Annotated in this window: 12 protein-coding genes; 4 read left to right on the top strand and 8 right to left on the bottom strand. The window is 73.8% G+C overall.

Annotated features, from left to right (window positions below; all coding sequences use genetic code 11):
- Positions 1-16: 16 nt before the first annotated feature.
- A complete protein-coding gene (locus IEJ02_RS18365; protein ID WP_137981586.1) occupies positions 17-1,513 on the bottom strand; it encodes an FGGY family carbohydrate kinase in 1,497 nt (498 codons plus the stop codon).
- 262 nt (positions 1,514-1,775) lie between these two features.
- On the opposite strand from IEJ02_RS18365, the gene IEJ02_RS18370 reads away from it, so the two are divergent.
- Together IEJ02_RS18370 and IEJ02_RS18375 are read left to right on the top strand one after the other, a co-directional pair.
- Complete coding sequence (locus tag IEJ02_RS18370; protein ID WP_191065863.1) at positions 1,776-2,783, top strand: hypothetical protein; 1,008 nt, start codon at positions 1,776-1,778, stop codon at positions 2,781-2,783.
- A gap of 59 nt (positions 2,784-2,842) precedes the next feature.
- Positions 2,843-4,363 (top strand): amino acid permease, encoded by a 1,521-nt coding sequence (locus IEJ02_RS18375; protein WP_191065864.1) that lies wholly within the window; start codon positions 2,843-2,845, stop codon positions 4,361-4,363.
- A 60-nt stretch (positions 4,364-4,423) separates the two neighbouring features.
- On the opposite strand, the gene IEJ02_RS18380 is transcribed toward IEJ02_RS18375, so the two are convergent.
- Positions 4,424-5,674 carry an FAD-dependent oxidoreductase gene (locus tag IEJ02_RS18380; protein WP_191065865.1) on the bottom strand — a complete coding sequence of 417 codons (1,251 nt, stop codon included), beginning with the start codon at positions 5,672-5,674 and terminating at the stop codon, positions 4,424-4,426.
- A 182-nt stretch (positions 5,675-5,856) separates the two neighbouring features.
- Here IEJ02_RS18380 and IEJ02_RS18385 point away from each other — a divergent pair, with 182 nt between their 5' ends.
- The gene (locus IEJ02_RS18385) at positions 5,857-6,603 is read left to right on the top strand and encodes a peptidoglycan-binding domain-containing protein (RefSeq protein ID WP_223864035.1); all 747 of its coding nucleotides are present in this window, start codon (positions 5,857-5,859) and stop codon (positions 6,601-6,603) included.
- A gap of 36 nt (positions 6,604-6,639) precedes the next feature.
- Here the strand turns inward: IEJ02_RS18385 and IEJ02_RS18390 are convergent, their stop codons facing one another.
- From IEJ02_RS18390 to IEJ02_RS18400, 3 genes are all read right to left on the bottom strand, one after another.
- Positions 6,640-7,989 (bottom strand): CAP domain-containing protein, encoded by a 1,350-nt coding sequence (locus tag IEJ02_RS18390; RefSeq protein ID WP_191065866.1) that lies wholly within the window; start codon positions 7,987-7,989, stop codon positions 6,640-6,642.
- Between the two features lie 134 nt (positions 7,990-8,123).
- Positions 8,124-9,596 (bottom strand): NAD-dependent succinate-semialdehyde dehydrogenase, encoded by a 1,473-nt coding sequence (locus IEJ02_RS18395; protein ID WP_191065867.1) that lies wholly within the window; start codon positions 9,594-9,596, stop codon positions 8,124-8,126.
- A 91-nt stretch (positions 9,597-9,687) separates the two neighbouring features.
- On the bottom strand, positions 9,688-10,947 hold the full coding sequence (locus tag IEJ02_RS18400) for an aspartate aminotransferase family protein (protein WP_191065868.1): 1,260 nt from the start codon (positions 10,945-10,947) through the stop codon (positions 9,688-9,690).
- Between the two features lie 202 nt (positions 10,948-11,149).
- Between IEJ02_RS18400 and IEJ02_RS18405 the strand changes: the two genes are divergently transcribed.
- Positions 11,150-12,835: a PucR family transcriptional regulator gene (locus tag IEJ02_RS18405; protein WP_191065869.1), complete on the top strand. Its 1,686-nt coding sequence runs from the start codon at positions 11,150-11,152 to the stop codon at positions 12,833-12,835.
- A 79-nt stretch (positions 12,836-12,914) separates the two neighbouring features.
- Here the strand turns inward: IEJ02_RS18405 and IEJ02_RS18410 are convergent, their stop codons facing one another.
- The 3 genes from IEJ02_RS18410 to IEJ02_RS18420 form a co-directional block, all read right to left on the bottom strand.
- Positions 12,915-13,520 carry a LuxR C-terminal-related transcriptional regulator gene (locus IEJ02_RS18410; RefSeq protein WP_191065870.1) on the bottom strand — a complete coding sequence of 202 codons (606 nt, stop codon included), beginning with the start codon at positions 13,518-13,520 and terminating at the stop codon, positions 12,915-12,917.
- Positions 13,521-13,851: 331 nt separating this feature from the next.
- Positions 13,852-16,662 carry a helix-turn-helix transcriptional regulator gene (locus IEJ02_RS18415; RefSeq protein ID WP_191065871.1) on the bottom strand — a complete coding sequence of 937 codons (2,811 nt, stop codon included), beginning with the start codon at positions 16,660-16,662 and terminating at the stop codon, positions 13,852-13,854.
- Positions 16,652-19,408, bottom strand: a complete 2,757-nt coding sequence (locus IEJ02_RS18420; protein WP_191065872.1) for an AAA family ATPase — start codon at positions 19,406-19,408, stop codon at positions 16,652-16,654. Before IEJ02_RS18420 ends, IEJ02_RS18415 begins: the two co-directional genes overlap by 11 nt.
- Between the last annotated feature and the right edge of the window lie 153 nt (positions 19,409-19,561).

Raw genomic sequence — 19,561 nt, forward strand, 5'->3', positions numbered from 1 at the left:
CTGGTGCGCGGGGGCCTCAGTCGTGGGCGGCGGCCGTCGGCGCGTGGTCCAGCAGCGCGGCCACGGCCGAGCGGAAGGCGGCCAACCGCTCGGCGGCCCGCTCCGCGCCGATCCGCGGTTCGTAGACGGCGGCGGGCTCCCACGCGGGGACCGCCTCCTCGATCGTCAGGCCCGGGTCGAGCCCCATCCGCGCGGCGGCGCCCACGCCCAGCGCCGTGACGTCCGGCAGCGCCGACACCTCCACGGGCCGCTGCAGCAGGTCGGCCTGGGTCTGCATCAGCAGCGCCGAGCGGGTCAGTCCCCCGTCGACGCGCAGGACGGTCAGCGGCGCGCCCAGGTCGGAGACGGCCGCCTCGGCGATCTCCACGACCTGGGCGGCGATGCCCTCGCACAGGGCGCGCACCAGGTGTCCGGCGGTGGTGTCGAGGCCGAGCCCGGTCAGCGAGCCCTTGAGGTCGCCGCGCCACCACGGCGCGGCGAGTCCGGCGAGCGCCGGTACGAAGGTGACTCCCCCGGCGTCGGGCACGGTCCCACCGACCGGGTCGAGGTCCTGGGGCCCTTGGATCACCCCGAGGTCGCCGAGCCAGCGCACCGCGGAGGCGGCGGTGTACACCTGCCCGTCCAGGCAGTAGCTGGTGCGCCCGCCGAACCGCCAGGCCACGCAGGAGACCAGGCCGTGAGGACCGCGCAGGGGCCGGTCGCCGGTCTGGGCGAGGAGGAAGGCGCCGGTGCCGTAGGTGCACTTGGCGGTGCCCGACTCGGTCACCCGCTGCGCCAGCAGGGCGGCCTGCTGGTCGACCAGGAGCCCGGTGAGCGGGACCTCGCCGCCGAAGGCCGTGGTGGTGCCGACCGGCCCGGCGGCGTCGACGACGCGCGGCAGCCGTTCGGCGGTCAGCCCGTACAGGTCCAGCGCCTTCGGGGACCAGGCGACGCGGTCCAGGTCGAGCAGCCCGGTGCGCCCGGCGGTGGCGGCGTCGGTGACGAACGCGCCGGTGAGCCGGTGGACCAGCCAGACGTCGCTGGTGGTGACCACGCCCTCGCCGGTCAGATGGCGCCGGATCCACGCCATCTTGGGCGCCGCGAAGTACGGATCGAGGGGCAGGCCGGTGAGTTCGCGTAGCGTCCCGGCGTGCGGCGCGAGCTGCTCGCACACCGTCCGGGCCCGCCGGTCCTGCCAGACCAGCGCGTCCGTCAACGGCTCTCCCGTGACGGGGTCCCAGGCCAGCACGGTCTCGCCCTGGTTCGCCAGCCCGACCGCCACGACCGGCTCCCCCGCGGCGGCGAGAGCCCGGCGCCCGGCGTCGAGGACCGAGGTGAGCAGCGCGGCCGGATCGACCTCGACCAGTCCGCCGGGCAGATGGCGTGGCCGTACGGGCACCTCGGCGGAGCCGATCACCCCGCGCTCGGGGCAGAGCACCAGCGCCTTGGTGCCGGAGGTGCCTTGGTCGATGGCGAGGACCGGGCCGGTCGCGGGGTCGGCCGGGGTGCGGTGGCGACGCTCTGCAGGCAGCATGTCCGGTTCTTCGCTCGGGACGGGCGGATCGCTTCGGGCTCGGGGGACGGCTCGGGCACGGGGACGGCGCGCTCTCGGGGCGCGGAGATCTTGCGGAAAGCCTGGTGCAGGCGCGGGGCGGGCGTCAAGACGCCCGTTCGGGCACGGACCGGAGTCCCCCGTTCCCGAATCGTTGCGCCAGGACTATAAGATCCCTGCAATCATCCCCCAGGCCCATCGTTTTCCCGCGTCCGGTACGTCAGCCCCGTACGAAAGTCATCCGATGCCCGAGGAAGAGTTCCGCCCCGTGTACCACCCCGCGGGCTATGACGGCGGGCTGCGCGTCGCGCTGCAGGATCTGCGCACCGGACGCTGGATATCGATGCGCAATCTGCTCGCGGAGACTCCCACCTGGTCGCTGTGGACCCAGCGCACCCAGGTGCTGGCCACGGCCGCCGCCGGATCCAATGTGGTGGACGCGTGGCGGGCCGAGGAGCCGCGGAGCGTGGCGGCGCTGGTGATGCACACCCGGGTCGGGGTGGAGCGCGCGGTGCGCGCACACCGCGAGGGACACCCCCGCACCCGGGAGCTGTGGCGGGAGGCGTGGCAGTCCTGCCAGCTGGCCGCGCACAACTCCCCGGCGGATCCGGTGCCCTGGGTGTGTCTGCTGGCCCTGGCCCAGTTGGACAAGGAGCAGCGGCAGGAGGAACACCGGGTGGCCCCGCCCGGCCCGCTGCTGTTCCCCGGCCCCTGGGGGCTGCTGGCGGAGGCCGACCGGCGCGATCCGTACAACCGCGAGGCGTACCACCGGATGCTGCAGTTCGTGTACGCCCGACGGGCCGGGGGTTCGCTGGCCGAGGCGGTCAACTTCGTGCAGTGGGTGGTCTCGGGCGCGCCCGAGGGGTCCGCGCTGCAGGTGCTGCCGCTGTACGTCCATGTCGAGCGGTACCGCGAGGAGCGGGGCTACGAGAAGGCGCTCGACCTTCACTGGGCCACCGAGGACGCCACCCGGGACGCGAAGAAGGCGCTGCACGGCTGGTTCGACCACGCGGACGTCATGACGAGTTCCCTGCTCGATCTCAACCATCTGGCACACGCCCTGTGGGGCGCGCTGCTGTTCTCCGACGCGGCCCGCGTCTTCGAGACGCTGGGGCCGTACTTCACCCCGCTCCCCTGGGCCTACCGCACCCGCGACGCCAGCGACCGCGCCCTGGCTGAAGAAATGTTTCTTCGCGCCCGGGTCCGCTCACTGGCCGGCGCCCGCGGGCCAAGACCCGGGGCCGGCGGCTGAGTCGATTTCCCCCCACCTGTACCACCCATCGCCCGCCCCAGCATTCCGGAGGTACATTCATGTCCACGGCATGGTCGAGTTCGAGTCCCGCCCCCCACCGGGACGATGAACAGCGGCTGCGTGAGCTCGGTTATCAACCCGTTTTGGCCCGCCGCATGGGCGGCTTCGGCAATTTCGCCATCAGTTTCTCGGTCATCTCCATTCTCTCCGGATGCATGACGCTGTACGGCTTCGGGCTGGACACCGGGGGCCCCGCGGTCATGATGTGGGGCTGGGCCGGAGTGGGGCTCTTCGTGCTGTGCGTCGGGCTCGCCCTGGCCGAGGTGACCAGCGCGTACCCCACCTCGGGGGCGCTGTACTACATGGCCGACCGGCTGGGCGGACGGACCTGGGGCTGGTACACCGGCTGGCTCAATCTGCTGGGGCTGCTCGGGGCCATCGCCGGAATCGACTACGGCGCCGCCCTGTTCACCGGCGCGCTCTTCAACCTCCAGTGGGGATTCGACCCCACACCGGAATCGACCATGCTCATCTTCGTCTGCATTCTGCTGCTGCACGCGGCGCTGAATCTGTTCGGGGTGCGGCTGGTGAGCGTGCTCAACTCGGTCAGTGTGTGGTGGCATCTGGCGGGCGTCGCCATCATCGTCGGCGCGCTGGCGATCGTGCCCTCCCACCACCAGTCGCCCGAATTCGTCTTCACCGAATTCGTCAATGACACCGGATGGTCGAATCCGCTGTATGTGACCGCGATCGGACTGCTGCTCGCCCAGTACACCTTCTCCGGCTACGACGCCTCGGCCCATCTGTCCGAGGAGACCTCCAACGCCTCCGTCTACGCCGCCCGGGGGATCGTCCGCGCCATCTGGGTGTCCTGGGTGGCCGGGTTCGTGCTGCTGGCCGGGCTCACCTTCGCCATCCAGGACTACGCCGGTACGCAGGGAAGCGCCACCGGGGTGCCGCCGGCACAGATCCTGATCGACGCCCTGGGCACGGGTGGCGCCACCGCGATGCTGCTCATCGTCATCGTGGCCCAGTTGTTCTGTGGGAACGCCGAGGTGGCGGCGGCCAGCCGGATGGTGTTCGCCTTCAGCCGGGACGGCGCGCTGCCGGGCTCACGGCTGTGGCAGCGGGTCAGCTCGCGTACCCAGACGCCGGTGCTCGCGGTCTGGCTGTCGGTGGTGGTGGCGTGTGTGCTGGCCCTGCCGTCCCTGTACTCCGAGACCGCCTACGGCGCGGTGACCGCCATCAACGTCATCGGGATCACGCCCGCCTACGCCATCCCCATCTTCCTGCGGCTGCGTGCCGGGGACCGGTTCCAGCCGGGCCCGTGGCACCTGGGCCGCTGGAGCAAGCCGGTGGGCTGGATCGCGGTGGTCTGGGTGGCGGTGGTGACGGTGTTGTTCTGTCTGCCGCAGTCCAGCCCGGTGACGGCGGACTCGATGAACTACGCCTCGATCGCGCTGGCCGTGGTGTTGCTGCTGGCCACGATCTGGTGGTTCGTGGCCCGCCGCTCGTACAACACGCCGTCCGCGTACGGCACGGCACGTGAGCAGGCGGAGATCGCCGAGGGCATCGTCTGAGACGCCTTCGTCATGCCGGGAGCCGAGTGCGGAGGGATGTCCGCACCCGGCTCCACCGGCTCATCCGGAACGGCGCAGCGCCTCGGCCGGGGGCCGCTCGCGGCCCGCGCCGTAGGCGAGGAAGTACGCGGGTGCCCGCTTCAGCCAGGGCGCCTTGGTGAGCACTTCGGCCAGCCGCAGCGGCTGCCCTCCGGCGACCGGTGAACGTCCCTGCAGCAGCGGCCCGATGACCCGTGCGTGGGCGATCCGCTGCAGCCCCTGCGTCGCGACGGTGGTCGGCCACCGGCGGCGCTGGACGGCGCGTACGTCGGCGAGGCCCACGGTGCCCTCGCGCAGCGGCCGGGCCAGATGGCGGGCGGCGGCGACCGCGTCCTCGACGGCGAGGTTGATGCCGATCCCGAACACGGGCGACATCGCGTGGGCCGCGTCGCCGACGCACAGCAGTCCGGGGCGGTGCCAGCGGCGGAGCCGGTCCATCCGTACGTCCAGCAGCTTCACCTCGTCCCAGGACCGCGGGCCCGGTGCGCGGTCGGGCCTTTGCCGCATCCACGGGGTGGCCTCCGTGAACGCGGCGAGGAACCGGTCGAGACCTTCGGCGCGGCACGTGGCGTCGGCCCCCTTGGGGATCAGGGCGGCGCACTGCCAGTAGTCACCACGGTCGATCATCGCCGTGAGGAAGCGCTCGCCGGCGTTGCCCACCAGCCCCCGGGGGTCGCTCTCCTCGCGCGGCAGCCGGAACCACCAGACGTCCATCGGGCAGGCGAACTCCTGGAGTCCGAGCTCCGGCAGGTCGCGGGCGAGGGACCCCCGGCCGTCGCAGGCCACGGTGAGGGTGGCGCGGAGCTCGCCGGTGGAGCCGGTCGTGCGGTCGCGGTAGCGCACTCCGGTGACCCGTCCGCGCTCCATGAGGAAGGAGGTCACCTCGGTGTTCATCCGCAGTTGGAAGGTGGGTTCCCGCTTGGCCTCGTCCGCCAGCAGATCGAGCAGGTCCCACTGCGGCACCATCGCCACGTAGTTGTACTTCCCCGGCAGTGAGCCGATCTCGCCGACCGTGAACAGTTCGCCGCCCCGCCCTATGGGCAGCTGGATGGAGTGCACATGCCGCTGCGGCAGGGCCGCGAACCGGTCGGCGAGGCCCAGGTCGTCCAGGAGCCTCAGGGTACTGGGGTGCACCGTGTCGCCGCGGAAGTCGCGCAGGAAGTCCCCGTGCTTCTCCAGGACGGTGACCTCCACCCCGGCCCGGGCGAGCAGCAGGCCGAGGACCATCCCGGCCGGCCCGCCGCCCACCACACAGCATGTGGTCCGCTCCATCTCACGGCTCCCTTCGACGTCCCCGAGGCCATGGGCACCCTCTCAGGAGGGGTTACCCGGCGGCGCCACGCCACACCGGTGCCGCGGCGCTCCGGGGCCTCAAGGTTCACGATCGGCTTGAATCTTCCCGCGCCCGCGTCCGTATCCCCGCGTGATGGTGTGGGGCGCATAAGGAGGTCTGTATGGCAGCCGAACCCGATCCGGACCGACCAGCCGGGCGTCAGGTGATCGAGCCGACCGCCGTCTTCCCCGCGACGCCGGAGTACGACGAGGCCCAGGAGGGGCCGGTCGAGGGGTGGATGGAGGAGCTCGACCTCTTCCGCCCGCCGGGCACCGAGCTGCCGCCCGAGGCGCCGCCCATGGCGGATGACGACACCCAGGAGATGACGGGCGGCCCGTCCACCGCCGACGCCTGGCCCCCGCAGGAGGCACCGGCGGCGCCTCAGCAACCGCCCGCGCCGCCCGCACCGGCCGGGCGGCGCAAACCCAGCGCCGCGCTGCTGGTGCTGGCCGGGCTCGGCGCGGGGGTCGCCCTCTCGCTGGTGGTGATGGTGGACCGGGACTCGGCGTCCGGCGCGGCCGGGGGCGGCGCGTCGGCCACACCGACCGCGTCGTCCAGCGCGCCCGCGACCTCCGGCGCGCCGCAGACGCCGAGCGCCCCCGCCTCGCAAGGCCCGGACGACGCATTGCCGCCGCCGGGCGACCCGGGCGATGTGCTGACCCTCGGCAGCACCGGCCCGGAGGTCACCGAGCTCCAGGAGCGGCTGCTGCGGGTCCCGAACGTGTACCAGGGCGGGCAGGTCAACGGCCAGTACGACCAGACGCTGGCCGAGGCCGTCTCCCGGTTCCAGGTGTGGTACGGGATCCGGGGCGACGCGAACGGGGTGTACGGGAGCGCCACACGGCGCGGTCTGGAGTCGCGCACCTGACGCCGCGGCCGGAGGCGGACAGGGTCGGGGGTGCCATCAGGCGGCGCCGAAGACCTGGGTCCAGTACGTGCCCGCACGGCTGCCGGTGGCGTGGCCGACGCCGATGTGGGTGAAGTCGGGCTTCAGGATGTTGGCCCGGTGGCCCGGGCTGTTCATCCAGCCGCGCACCACCTCCTCCGGGGAGCGCTGGCCGCACGCGATGTTCTCGCCGATGCCGCGGTGGGTGGCCCCGGTGGCCCGGGCCCGGTCCCAGGGCTGATGCCCTTCGGGACCGGTGTGGGAGTAGAAGTCGCGGGCCGCCATGTCGTCGCTGTGCGCCTGCGCGGCCGCCGTCAGCCGTGGGTCCGGGGCGAGGGGCGCGAGCCGGGCGGCGGCGCGCTCCGCGTTGGTGAGGGCGATGACCTCGGAGGCCAGGCGCAGCAGCCCGTCCGGGGTGAACGGCCGGGCCCACACCGCCGTCCAGTAGACGTCCCCGGTGGTGGGCCCGTCGGCCCGGCCGATGCCCAGGTGGACGAGGGCCGGGTCGTGGAACGGGCCCCGGCGCTCGGCGCCCTGGAGGCAGTAGTCCACGAACTCCCGTGGGGTGCGCGGCCCGGAGACGATGTGCTCGGCGATGGTCAGCGGGCGGTATCCGTGCGCGGCGATCCGGTGGAAGAGCGAGGTCCCGTCCGGGCCCTCCAGCGCCAGCGCGCCGTGGGCGGCCATGGCCCGGGCGTGCGCCTCGGCGGCCGCGGTCAGCCGTCCGTCGAGGGCCACGGGCGCGGCCCCGGCCCGCGCCCGCGCCGCGTTCACCACGTCGAGGGCCTGCCGCGAGGCCCCGTCGACGGGCGCGGGAGGCGCCGGGGCGGGAGGCGCGAGCGTGGGAGACATGCCAGGCGCCGGAGCCCCGGGCGCGGCGGCGGCTCCGTCGTCGGCGACGTCCACACCGAAGTCCCGGGCCACACCGGCCAGTCCGTCGGCGTACCCCTGGCCGATCGCCCGCACCTTCCAGCCGCCGCCACGGCGGTAGATCTCGGCGAGCAGCAGCACCGTCTCCCGCGAGGGGCGCGGCGGGGCGAACCGGGCCAGCGTCGCTCCCCGCTCGTCCAGCACGCTCAGCACGGGCGCCGGGAGCCGCCCCAGCGGGGTGCCCGGGTCGGCGGGGCTGATGACGAGGGTGACGCGGGCGGCGCCGGGCCGCAGCGCCCGCGGCCGCAGGGTGACGGTGTCGCCGTCCAGCCGGGCGCCGGGCGCGGTGGGCTGGTTGAAGAAGACGAAGTCGCCGTCGCCCGCGACCTTTCCGTCCTCGTCGGTGATCAGCGCGGACAGGTCGAACGGGCCCGGCACCCGGATGGTCAGCGCGCCGTCGGGCAGCGCCTGGTTCCCGCCGGGCACCAACTCGCCCATGTCCGCTCCTCACCGCCGCGTATCTGGGGCAACGCGTCCATGAGGGCAACGCCCGGGCGCCCCCGGCGGTTCCGGCGGGGGCGCCCTGGCCGTGCGGAGGGCAGGGCGCCCGCCGGCCGTGCGGAGGGCCGTCGTCAGACCGGCACCGCGACGTACTTGTACTCCAGGAACTCGTCGATGCCGACGCGGCCGCCCTCGCGTCCGAGCCCGGACTGCTTGACGCCGCCGAAGGGGGCCGCGGGGTTGGAGACCAGTCCGGTGTTGAGGCCGACCATGCCGACCTCGAGCCGCTCGCTCACCCGCAGCGAGCGGCCCAGGTCCTGGGTGAACACATAGCCCACCAGGCCCCATTCGGTGCTGTTGGCGGTGGCGACGACCTCGTCCTCGTCGTCGAAGGTGAGCACGGCCGCGACCGGTCCGAAGATCTCGGTCTCCATCAGCCGGCTGGCCGGGGAGACCCCGGTGAGCACGGTGGGCGGGTAGAAGCAGCCGGGGCCCTCGGGGGTGCTGCCGCCGACCAGGACCTCGGCGCCGCGTGCCACGGCGTCCGCGACCAGCTCCTCGACCTTGGTACGGCCCGCCTGGTCGATGAGCGGCCCGACCTGGACACCGGGGCGGCTGCCGGGGCCGACCTCCAGCGCGCCCATGCGGCGGGCCAGCCGGTCGGCGAACTCGGCCGCCACGGAGGAGTGGACGAAGAAGCGGTTGGCCGCCGTGCACGCCTCGCCCATGTTGCGCATCTTGGCGGTCATGGCGCCCTCGACCGCGACGTCGAGGTCGGCGTCCTCGAAGACGATGAAGGGGGCGTTGCCGCCGAGCTCCATGGAGGTGCGGACCACCGCGGGCGCGCTCTGGGCGAGCAGGGTGCGGCCGACCTGGGTGGAGCCGGTGAAGGAGAGCTTGCGGACGTGCCCGCCGGTCAGCAGCGGCTCCACCACCTCTCCGGCGCGGGAGGTGGTGACCACGTTGAGCACCCCGGCCGGAAGCCCCGCCTCCGCCAGGATCCCGGCCAGCGCCAGGCTGGACAGCGGGGTCTGCGGGGCGGGCTTGAGCACCATGGTGCAGCCCGCGGCGATCGCCGGGCCGATCTTGCGGGTGCCCATGGCCAGCGGGAAGTTCCACGGCGTGATGAGCAGACAGGGGCCGACCGGGCGGCGCATCAGCAGCATGCGGTTCTTGCCGTCCGGCAGGGTGGAGAACCCGCCCTCGACGCGCACGGCCTCCTCGGAGAACCAGCGGAAGAACTCCGCGGCGTAGGCCGCCTCTCCGCGCGCCTCGGCCAGCGGCTTGCCCATCTCGGCCGTCATCAGCGCGGCGAGCGCGTCGGCCCGCTCCATGATCAGCTCATAGGCGCGGCGCAGGATCTCGCTGCGCGCACGGGGCGCGGTGGCCGCCCACTTCTCCTGGGCCTCCGCGGCCGCGGCCAGGGCGCGCTGCCCGTCGGCGGGGGCGGCGTCGGCGACGTCGCACAGCACCTCGCCGGTGGCCGGGTCGTCGACCGGCATGGTCTGGCCGCCCGCCGCGTCGGACCACGACCCGGCGATGAAGAGCTGCTTGGGCACCGCGGCGAGGACCTCGGCGGCCGAGGGGTACGAGGGGGTGGACATAGGGGCAATCTCCTATCGGACCACCGCCGGTCCGAGGGGTTCGGACCGGCGGGCGGATCGGGCTCCCGTGTGGGCGGATGTGCGGTGCGCGTCAGGAGTCCGCTGTGCCGGCGCTGACGGCGGCGGACCAGGCGCGCAGACCCTCGTCGATCGCCGCTTCGTCGACGACGAGGGCGGGGATCATCCGGACCACATGGTTCCAGGCGCCGCACAGGAGCAGCAACAGCCCTTCGTCCACGGCGGCGCGCTGCACCCGGGCCGCGGTCGCCGGGTCCGGCTCGCCGTCAGCGGTGACGAACTCGCTGGCCAGCATGAGCCCGAGGCCGCGCACATCGCCGATGGCGGGGGTCTTGGCGGCCACGTCCTCCAGACCGCTGCGCAGCCGCGCCCCCATGGCCTCGGCGTTGGCGACGAGGTTCTCCTCGCGGACCACGTCGAGGGTGGCGACGGCCGCCGCGCAGGCCACGGCGTTGGCGCCGTAGGTGCCGCCCTGGGAGCCGGGCCACGCCTTGCTCATCAGCTCCTCGGAGGCGGCGATGCCGGACAGCGGGAAGCCGCTGGCCAGCCCCTTGGCGGTGACCAGGATGTCGGGGCGGACGCCGAAGTGGTCATGGCCCCAGAACCGTCCGGTGCGGCCCACCCCGGTCTGCACCTCGTCCAGGATCAGCAGGAAGCCGTGGCGGTCGGCCCGCTCCCGCAGGCCCTGGAGGAAGCCCTCGGTGGCGGGCACGTAGCCGCCCTCGCCGAGCACCGGTTCGACGATGATCGCGGCGGTGTCGTCGGGCGGGGAGATGGTCTGCAGGACATAGTCCAGCTCCCGCAGGGCGAACCGGGTCGCGGTCTCCTCGTCCCAGCCGTACCGGTAGGCCGTGGGGAACGGGGTCACCACGACGCCGCTCATCAGGGGCGAGAAACCGGAGCGGAAGCGGGTCCCGGAGGTGGTCATGGAGGCGGCGGCCACGGTGCGGCCGTGGAATCCGCCGTGGCAGACCAGGACGTTGGGCCGGCCGGTGGCCTGGCGGGCCAGGCGCAGGGCCGACTCCACGGCCTCGCTGCCGGAGTTGGTGAAGAACAGACTGTCGAGACCCGTGGGGAGCACCTCGCCCAGCTTCTCGACCAGCCGCCGCAGCGGCGGGTGCATCACGGTCGTGTACTGGCCGTGGATGAGGGTGCCCACCTGCTCCTGGGCGGCGGCGACGACCCGCGGATGGCAGTGCCCGGTGCTGGTGACGCCGATGCCCGCGGTGAAGTCGAGGTATCGCCGCCCGTCCTCACCGTCGACGTAGGCGCCCTCTCCGCGGACGGCGACCACCGGAGTGGCTTGACGGAGCTGCGGCGACAGATTGGTCATGTTCTCTCCCACACCCACGGGTCGGCGATGCGCTCGGACACTTCGAGGGTGAGGGGGCGGACCCGGTCAGGACAATGATCACTGTGTCGCGGGGTGGTGATCGCTATGGACGATCTGTCAACGACTCCGGGGGCGGGTCCTGTCAAGGGGTCGACCGGGATCGTGGTTGCGCTCGGCGTGCGGGCTTGCCAGAGTGAGCGGCATGAACGGCTCCGGTGGCACCGCGCACGACGCTGCCGGACGGCCGCGGAGCCGCCCCTCGGAGCCCCCGCGGATCCCGGGGCGCCCGCCGCTCAGCCTCGCCGAGGTGCTGCGGCTTCCGGTGCTGGCCGCCGGGGCGCCGGAGGTGGTCTCCGGCCACGGGCAGCTGGCCCGGCCGGTCCGCTGGGTCCACATCACCGAGCTGGTGGACCCGGCGTCCTTCCTCAAGGGCGGGGAGCTGGTGCTGACCACCGGGATGCCGCTGCCCGAGGACCCGGCGCTGGTCCGCCGGTATGTCGACGAGCTCGCGGACATCGGCGCCGCCGGGCTGGTCATCGAGCTGGTGCGGCGCTACCACCGGCCGCCCTCGGAGCTGGTACGGGCCTGTCTGGCGCGGGACTTCCCGCTCGTCCTGCTCTCCCGGACGGTGAACTTCGTGGAGGTCACCCAGGTGCTCCACTCCCTGATCGTCGGCAGTCAGGTGGAGAGCCTGCGCCGGGCCCAGGACGTCCATGACACCTTCACCGCGCTGACCCTGCGCGGCGCCGGGCCCGAGGAGGTGGTGGACATGGCGGCCGAGCTGAGCGGGCACCCCGTGGTGCTGGAGAACCTGGTGCACCAGGCCGTCATCTGCGGTTCACCGGGGCGCGGGGTGGAGGGGGCGCTGACCGGCTGGGAGCGGCGCTCGCGCGCCACGCCCTCGCCCGACCGGACCGGGCTGAGCGGCCCGGAGGACTGGCTGGTGACCGCGGTGGAGTACCGGGGCGAGCGGTGGGGGCGGCTGCTGATGCTCCCGGACGGCGCCGGGGACCCGGCGGTCGGCCCCGAGGACGCGATGGTCCTGGAGCGCACCGCCACGGCCCTGACCATCGCCCGGCTCACCCATCACACCCGCTGGGAGCGGCGGGCCCAGCGCACGCTGCTGCTGGATCTGGTGGAGCAGCGCTGCCGGTCCAGGGGCGAGGCCCGGGCCAGGGCCGAGGCGCTGGGCGTGCCGGTCGCGGGCCGCCGGCTGATGGTGGTGCTGGTCAGCCCCGGGCCCGGCGCCGGGGAGACGACCGAGCTGGAGGACCGGCTGACGGACGAGCTGGGCGCGGCCGGGGCCGCCGTGCTGGTCGGCGCGGTGCCCGGTGACCACATAGGGGTGCTGCTGGCCCTGCCGGCCGCCACGCCGTGGCGGCCACTGGTGGAGCGGCTGAGCCGGTCGGTGCGGGAGTCCCGGCCGGACGCCGTGATCAGCGTCGGCTCGGAGGTGTCGGACCTGTCGCAGACCGCCCGGTCGTTCCAGCAGGCGGCGCGGGTCGCGGACGCCGCCGTTCCGGGGACGCCGGACAAGGCGTTCCACGAGCTGTCCGACATCGGGCTGCGGCAGTTGCTGTACGCGCTGCGCGGCGATGTGCGGCTCCAGGAGTTCGTGGAGCGGCAGTTGGGGCGGCTGGTGGACTACGACGAGCGGCACGGCACCGATCTGCTGCCGGTGCTGCACACCTTCCTGGACGCGGCGGGCAACAAGACGGTGGCCGCCAGGCGCGCGAACCTGTCCCGGCAGGCGTTCTACCAGCGGCTGCACTCGGTGGAGCGGGTGCTGGGCTGCGATCTGGAGTCGGGTGAGCAGCGCACCCAGCTCCATGTGGCGCTCACCGCCTTCCGTCTGCTGCGGCTGTCCCGGGGCCCGGCCCCGTCCTGAGACGGCGACGCGCCACGGCCGGCCCGGATCGAATCCGGGCCGGCCGTGGCGCGTTCGTGGACCTCCGCGGCTCGGGGGGTCATTTGACGAAGTCGTCAACGACCTTTGGCGGCCAGCAGCCGACGTTGAGTACGCCGATGGAGTAGGCGCGGGAGACGAGGGCCGCGCGGTTGGGCACCCGCAGCTTCCGCAGCAGCCGAGTCACGTGGTACTCGACACCCTGCCGGCTGAGGTAGAGCCGGGAGGCCAGGGGGATGGTGGAGAGCCCTGCGGCGATGCCCTCCAGGATGCGCGCCTCGGTCTCGGTGAGGAGCTTCTTACGGTTGGTGACCATGTCCACCTCCTCGCCACCCGCCGTGGGACGCATCACCACGAGGACCGAGGCCACATGGGCGGTGCCCTCGCGCACCGCCACGGCGGTGAGCCCGCTGGTGAAGGCGGCCCCCTCGGCCCCGATGGCCACCACATGGGTGGTGAACCGGTGGCGGGAGCCGTCGAGGAGCCGGGTGAACTGCCGCTTCAGCGCCTGTCGGACGCTGGGGTGGACTAGGTCGATGAAGTCGCGGCCGCACACGTCCGAGGAGGCGTCGTCGAACTGCCGGAAGAATTCCCGGTTCGCCTGCTGGACGATGAGCGACGGGTCGAGACAGACGACACACGCCCCTGGCTGATCGAACTGGCGCAATAGATCCGTGTACTCGGTCTGCTCGTGTCCAAGCTCGTGGGGGGTTGGCCGAGCCGAATCCGCTAGTAAAGGCAATGCCAAGGGACTGCCATCCCTTCCTAATTCTCAGTATTCGGAATCGAATATCAATATTCAATTCCGAATGTTGATTTCAGAATTGAGACTAGGGATCTACGGGCACGGAAGTCAACGTCAACAGGGGTGTCGCCGCCCAATCCCGTGGTGGGGTGCCCCGAAGGTTCGGTCCGCACCCCACCCCTTCGGTGGGCCGGTACGGTCGGTTCACGAATCCTCGTCAAACAGCGTCCAATTATCGCCGTTAACGCGCTGTTCACGAATGCATGCGAGGCAGCAGCTCGATGAGCTCGCGCCGCCCGGAGACGCCCAGCTTGCGATAGGAACTCGTCAGGTGCTTCTCGATGGCGCGGGAGCTCACCCCCAGCTCGGCCGCGACCTCCTGGTTGGTCAGGCCGCGTCCGACGAGGGAGGTCACGGTGCGTTCGGTACGGGTGAGGGTCGCCTCCGGCGGGGCGGCCGCCGCACCGCTGCCGTCCGCCGCGCGGATCCGCTCGACCAGCCGTGGCACCCCGCACGCCGAGGCCAGGGCCGCGGCCTCCCGGAGTACCGCCGCCGCCTCGCCGCCTCCCGGCCTCAGCCGCTTGCCCAGCAGCAGGAGCGTGCGGGCGAGTTCGAGTTCATTGGCCGAGGCACGCAGCACATCGACCGATTCGCGCAGCAGCCGCACCCCCTGGTCGCCGTCGGTCAACCGGGCCTTCACCCGCAGCGCGCGGCCGAGCGCCACGGGGGCGCCCCATTCCGCCGCCCGCAGCAGCTCCTCCTCGGCCAGCGCCCCGGCCGCGCAGGGGTCGCCGACCCGCCGTTGGAGGTCGGCCGCCCAGGGCCGCCAGGAGAAGAGCACGGGATTGCGCCAGCCCGACGCCTCCAGCTGCCGGCCGCAGGCCAGGAGGGTTTCCAGGGCGCTGGTCCAGCGGCCCTGCTCGGCGTCCTGCGCCGCCTTGACGAACTGCAGCGCCGCGGTCAGGGCCAGGCTCGAGGAGCGGCGCCGGCCGGGGCCGTCCAGAATCCGCTCGATCAGCGCGGAGTCCTGGAGGTCAAGGGCGACGCGGGTGAGGGCGAGGGTGGAGACGACCCCGGTCTCCTGCCAGTGCACCTCGGCCAGCCGCACGGCGCGCTCGGCGTACTCGCGGGCCTGGGCGACGCGGCCACGGGCGCTGAGCACCATGGCCTGCTGGACGTTGACGAGCGCGTCCACGACCGTGCCGCCCTGCCGCCGCGTCTGCCGCTCCATCGCCAGCCAGGAGCTGATCCCCCGTACCGAATCGGCGGCCACCAGCCCGATCACCACCAGCGGCAGCGGGCTGTGGACCTGGTCGGAGGTGGCCGGTTCGCGCTCCAGGATGCGGTTGGCCAGCCGGGAGACCTCGACCGCGGGCCAGCGGGCGGTGAGCACCGCCGCGTTGAGCAGCACCGCCGTCAGCTCACGCTCGGCGGGGGTGAGCAGTGGCGGCTCATCCCCCAGCGCGGACAGCCGCTCGACCGCCGTGGCCAGCTCCGCCGGGTCCTCGTGTCCGGCGTGCCGCAGCCGCGCCTCGAGCCGCAGCGCCACATCGCGGGCCGTGCCCTCCAGCGAGGCGGCGGGCCCCAGGTCCTCGGCGACCTGGTGCAGCAGATCGATGGCCGACGGGGGCCCCAGGCCCACGATGCTGGGCGAGATCCGCAGGGCCGCGGCGGCCCGGAGCCTGGCCGTGGTCAGCAGGGGGATCGCCTGGGAGATATGGCGTTCACAGGCGGCCGGGTCGAAGCCGCGCTCCGCGGTGGCCAGATCGATCAGCAGCCGGGCCCGGCCCTCCCCGGCCAGCGAGCCGTCCAGGAGGGCGCGGCGCAGATAGCGGGCGGCGGTGCGGGGCGCGCCGCGGCGCAGCGCGGTGTCCGCCGCGGCCCGCAGCACCTCCACCGCCCAGGGGTGGTCGGAGGTGGTGACGGCCATGAGCTGGGCGGCGACGAGTTCGGCGGGGCGTCCGTTGTGGTACATCAGCGCCGCCGCGGCGTCGTGCAGCCGCTCCCGTTCGGCCACGGTCATCGAGGACTCGACCGCGTCCCGCACCACCCGGTGGAGGAAGCGTGGCTCCTGCTCGGCGGCGAGCAGCCCCAGCTGGTGGAGGTCGCGCAGCGCGGCCAGGAAGCCGATCGGGTCCAGCCCGGCCAGCCGGGCCAGCAGCTCCGGTTCGGCCTGATCGCCGAGGACCGCGATGGCGGCGGCCAGGTCGCGCGGCGGCCGGGGCTGGGCACGCAGTGAGCTGGCCAGCCGCTCGCGCAGCTGGGCGGGGCGCAGGGAGCGGGCCGTCTCGACGTGCTCGGCGGTGGGCCGGTGGCCGCGCATGGCCAGCTCCACCAGCACCGACTTCAGGAACAGCGGGTTGCCCGCGGAGCTCTCGTGACAGGCGCGGGCGAACTCCTCGTCCCCCGACACGCCGAACTGCTCGAGGATCACTTCCTTGGTGGCGCCCAGCGACAGCGGCGCGGGGCGCAGCACCCGCCGCGCCGCCTCGACGATCTCCCGCAGCAGGGGGTCCCCGGGGCGCCGGTAGCCGTCCCGCAGCGCGCAGACGACCACGGCGCGCAGCCCGTGCAGCCGCTTGACGAGGAAGGCGAGCCAGCGCAGCGAGGGGGTGTCGACCCACTGCAGATCGTCCACGAGGATGAGCAGCGGGCGCTCGGCGCCGGCGATGGCCAGCACCGAGCGCAGGCCGTACAGCGCCTCCTCGGGGATGGTGACGGCCCCGTTCTCGTCGAGCGGCGGGGCGTCGTCGGAGAAGACCGTCCGGCAGAGGTCGACCTCTGCCTCGATGCGGTGCCCGCGGAGCTCTTCCGGGGCGCCGGTGAGCAGGCTGTCGAAGAGCTGGCGGACCACCCCGAGGTCGTAGTCCTGCTCCATCGGCGCGGCGTTGGCACGCAGGACCCTGATCTTCTCGCCCTCGGCGAGCATCGGCAGCTGGTGCAGCAGCGCGGTCCGGCCGATGCCCAGGGGGCCGGTCAGCAGCAGCAGTGACGAGTCGCCCGCCGCCGCGGCCCGCAGGGCCTCCGCGACCCCCGCCAGCTCGGCCTCCCGTTCAAGCAACATCGATTCCGCCTCCCTGCGCCGCCCGCAGCAATGCGATCAGCTCCGCGCGGCCGCCGATCCCCAGTTTTCGGTACGCGCCGCTGAGCCTCAGCTCCACGGTGCGTCTGCTAACGGAGAGGGTTTCGGCTATCTCCCGGTTGCCATGGCCGAGTCCGACGAGGGAGGCGGTGCGCTGCTCGGGTTCGGTCAGCGTCGCCCACGCCGGATGCGGGACGCGTCCGCGGACGGCGGAGGGCCCCGTCCGCTCGGACAGCTCGCGCACCTTGGCGACCAGCTTGCTGGAGGGCCGGTGGGCGGTGACGAAGGTGAACAGCTCGGCCACCAGGGGGGCCGCGGCGCGCGGGTTCCCGGTGTCGAGTTCGGCCGTGGCCAGCTCCAACAGCGCCCCCGCGTAGGCGAGCCGGGCCGGGGTGCCGCGCAGGGTGGCCACCGCCTCCCGGAGCCGCTCGACCCGTCCCTCGCGGGCCACCCGTCCGGCGCCCAGCTGGGCCCAGCCGAGCGTGTTGGGGGCGCCCCACAACCGGGCCAGCGCCAGCTCCTCGTCGGCGAGCCGCCGTGCCTCCTCGTGGTCGCCGAGGGCGTCGTGGACCCGGGCGGCCAGCGAGCGCCACGGCATCAGGGCGGGGTTGATCCGCCCGCGGCCCAACTGCCATCTGCCGGTGGCCCGGAACAGCTCCAGCGCCTCGGGCAGCCGGTCGTCCTTGACGGCCACCAGCGCCCTGGCGAAGAGCAGATAGCCCCAGGAGGCGCCCTCGCGCGACTCGGCGGGGGCGGAGGCGGCCGCGAGGGCACCGGCCTGGCCGAGGTCGCCGTGCTCCAGGGCGATGAGGATCCGGACGGCCAGCAGATACGGGACGGTGTAGCGGTGCCAGAGGGAGCGGGGCAGTGACCGCTCGGCGGCGGCCACGTCCCGTTCGGCCATGTCGAGCCGGCCGCGCCGCAGGTTCAGCTCGCCGCGGACGGCCAGGGTCTGGGCGGCGGCCGCGCGCGCCTGCCGCCGGCGCAGGTCGGTGTGGAGGACGTCCAGCCGGACCTCGGCCTCGTCCAGGTCGTCGGTCAGCAGCAGGGTCCGGGCGGCGGTGAGCCGGGGCAGGATCAGGGCGCCCGCGCCGCCGTCCAGGGTGAAGACCCGCTGGGCCAGCGCCCGGGCGGTGGTCAGGTCCGCCCCGCGCAGGGCCAGCCGCCAGGCGCGCGCCGCGGCCTGCACCGGGCAGGTGGGGTCGTCGGGCAGCGGCGGGATTCCGTCCGGCACCAGATCGGTGTCGTCCTGCCCGTCGGACTCGGTGAGCCAGAACAGCCCCGCGAGCGCCCCCCGTTCCTCGCCTTCGGTCGAGGGCAGCGCCTCGACGATCGCGCGGCGCAACGCCTTGTCGTCGCCGCGCGAGAGCCCGAGGTCGGCGGCGCGCACCCGGATCCGGCCGGGCCCGCCGTCCCCGGTGCGGATGATCTCCGCCAGCCGGCGGCCCGCCGCCTCGGGGGCGGCCAGCACTTCTATGGCGGCGAGTTCCAGGCCCAGTTGGGCGCGCGGCGCCGGGTCCAGCGGCTCCTCCAGCGCCCGGGTCAGACAGGCGATCGCCTGGGCGGTCCGGCCCGCGCGCAGGGCCGCGGCGCAGGTGCGGCGCAGCACGGGGATCACCCAGGGCTCGTCGACCGGGCGGGCGGCGAGCAGCAGCCGGGCGATGTCCTCGTCGGCCACGGCCGCCCGGTAGGCCAATTCGGCCGCGCGGGCGTGGAGTTCGGCCCGCTCGTCGCCGGGCATCTCGGCGAGGATCCAGCTGCGCGCCTCGGGCCGGGTCAGCCGGAGCCCGGTCCCGGAGGCGATGGCGAGCCCGCTCTCCTGGAGCACTTCGGGCAGTCCTGGCTCGCGCGCGGCGCGGGGGCCGGCGAGCGCGTACAGCAGGGGGACGTCCAGCAGATCGCCGCAGACGGCGAGCGCGCGGACGAGCCCGACGGCCGTGTCGGACAGCCCTCCCAGCACGCGGACGACGTGTTCACCGCCCACGGCCTCGGTGATGGTGGACAGTTCCGGCACCCGCCCGGCCACCGGCGCGTAGCCGTGTTTGGTGAAGCGGCGCAGTGCCTCGGACAGCACCTCGGGGTTGCCCGCGCTCGCCTCCAGGGCCGCGGAGATGAAGGCGTTGTCGCCGGGGCGGCCGCAGATCAGCGCGACCGTGGCGGCCACGTCGCGCGGGGCGAACGGGGCCAGTTCGCATTCGAGGGTGATGACCTGCTGCGGCGCGGTGGACAGGGGGCACGCGCCGGGGCGGAGCGGGCCGGTGCCGCTCAACAGCAGCACGATCAGGGCGTCGGGCAGCCGCCGTATGAGCGCCCCCAACCAGCGCTGCGAGGCCGGGTCCAGCCATTCCACATCGTCGACGGCCAGCAGTGTGGGACGCTCCCGGGCGGTCCGCAGCAACTCGGTCAGGCCCGGTAAGCGGCTCTCGGGCCCCTGTCCGGTCAGGGCCTTCAGCGAGCCGCGGGTGAGCCCGTCCATCGGGGCCAGCAACTGCCCCACCACGCCGTAGCGCACATCGCGCTCGCCGGGGGTCGCCTTGGCGCGCAGCACCCGGAAGCCCTGGTCCTCGGCCAGCCGGGCGGCGAGGTTCAGCAGGCGGCTCTGTCCGTAACCGGGCCTGCCGATCAGTGTCACCACCGAGGAACGGCCCCGGCCGAGATCGGCGACGGTCTGGGCAAGCATGGCCTGCTCTCGTTCACGCCCGGGGAACGGGAGCCCGTTGAGCTGCATGGTGCGACTATATGCCTGGGATGGAGCGCGAACCTGTCGCCCAACCGCCGTGCACGCGTCAGAGCCTGTGTCATATCCCCGGTCGGATCAGCGTGCGGCGTCAGGGGGCACCTCCCAGCGGTAGCTGGGGGAGCGTGCCAGACGTCGCACGCC

The sequence above is a fragment of the Streptomyces sp. 5-10 genome (genome assembly GCF_014712245.1).
GTDB classification, from domain to species: Bacteria; Actinomycetota; Actinomycetes; order Streptomycetales; family Streptomycetaceae; genus Streptomyces; species Streptomyces violaceusniger.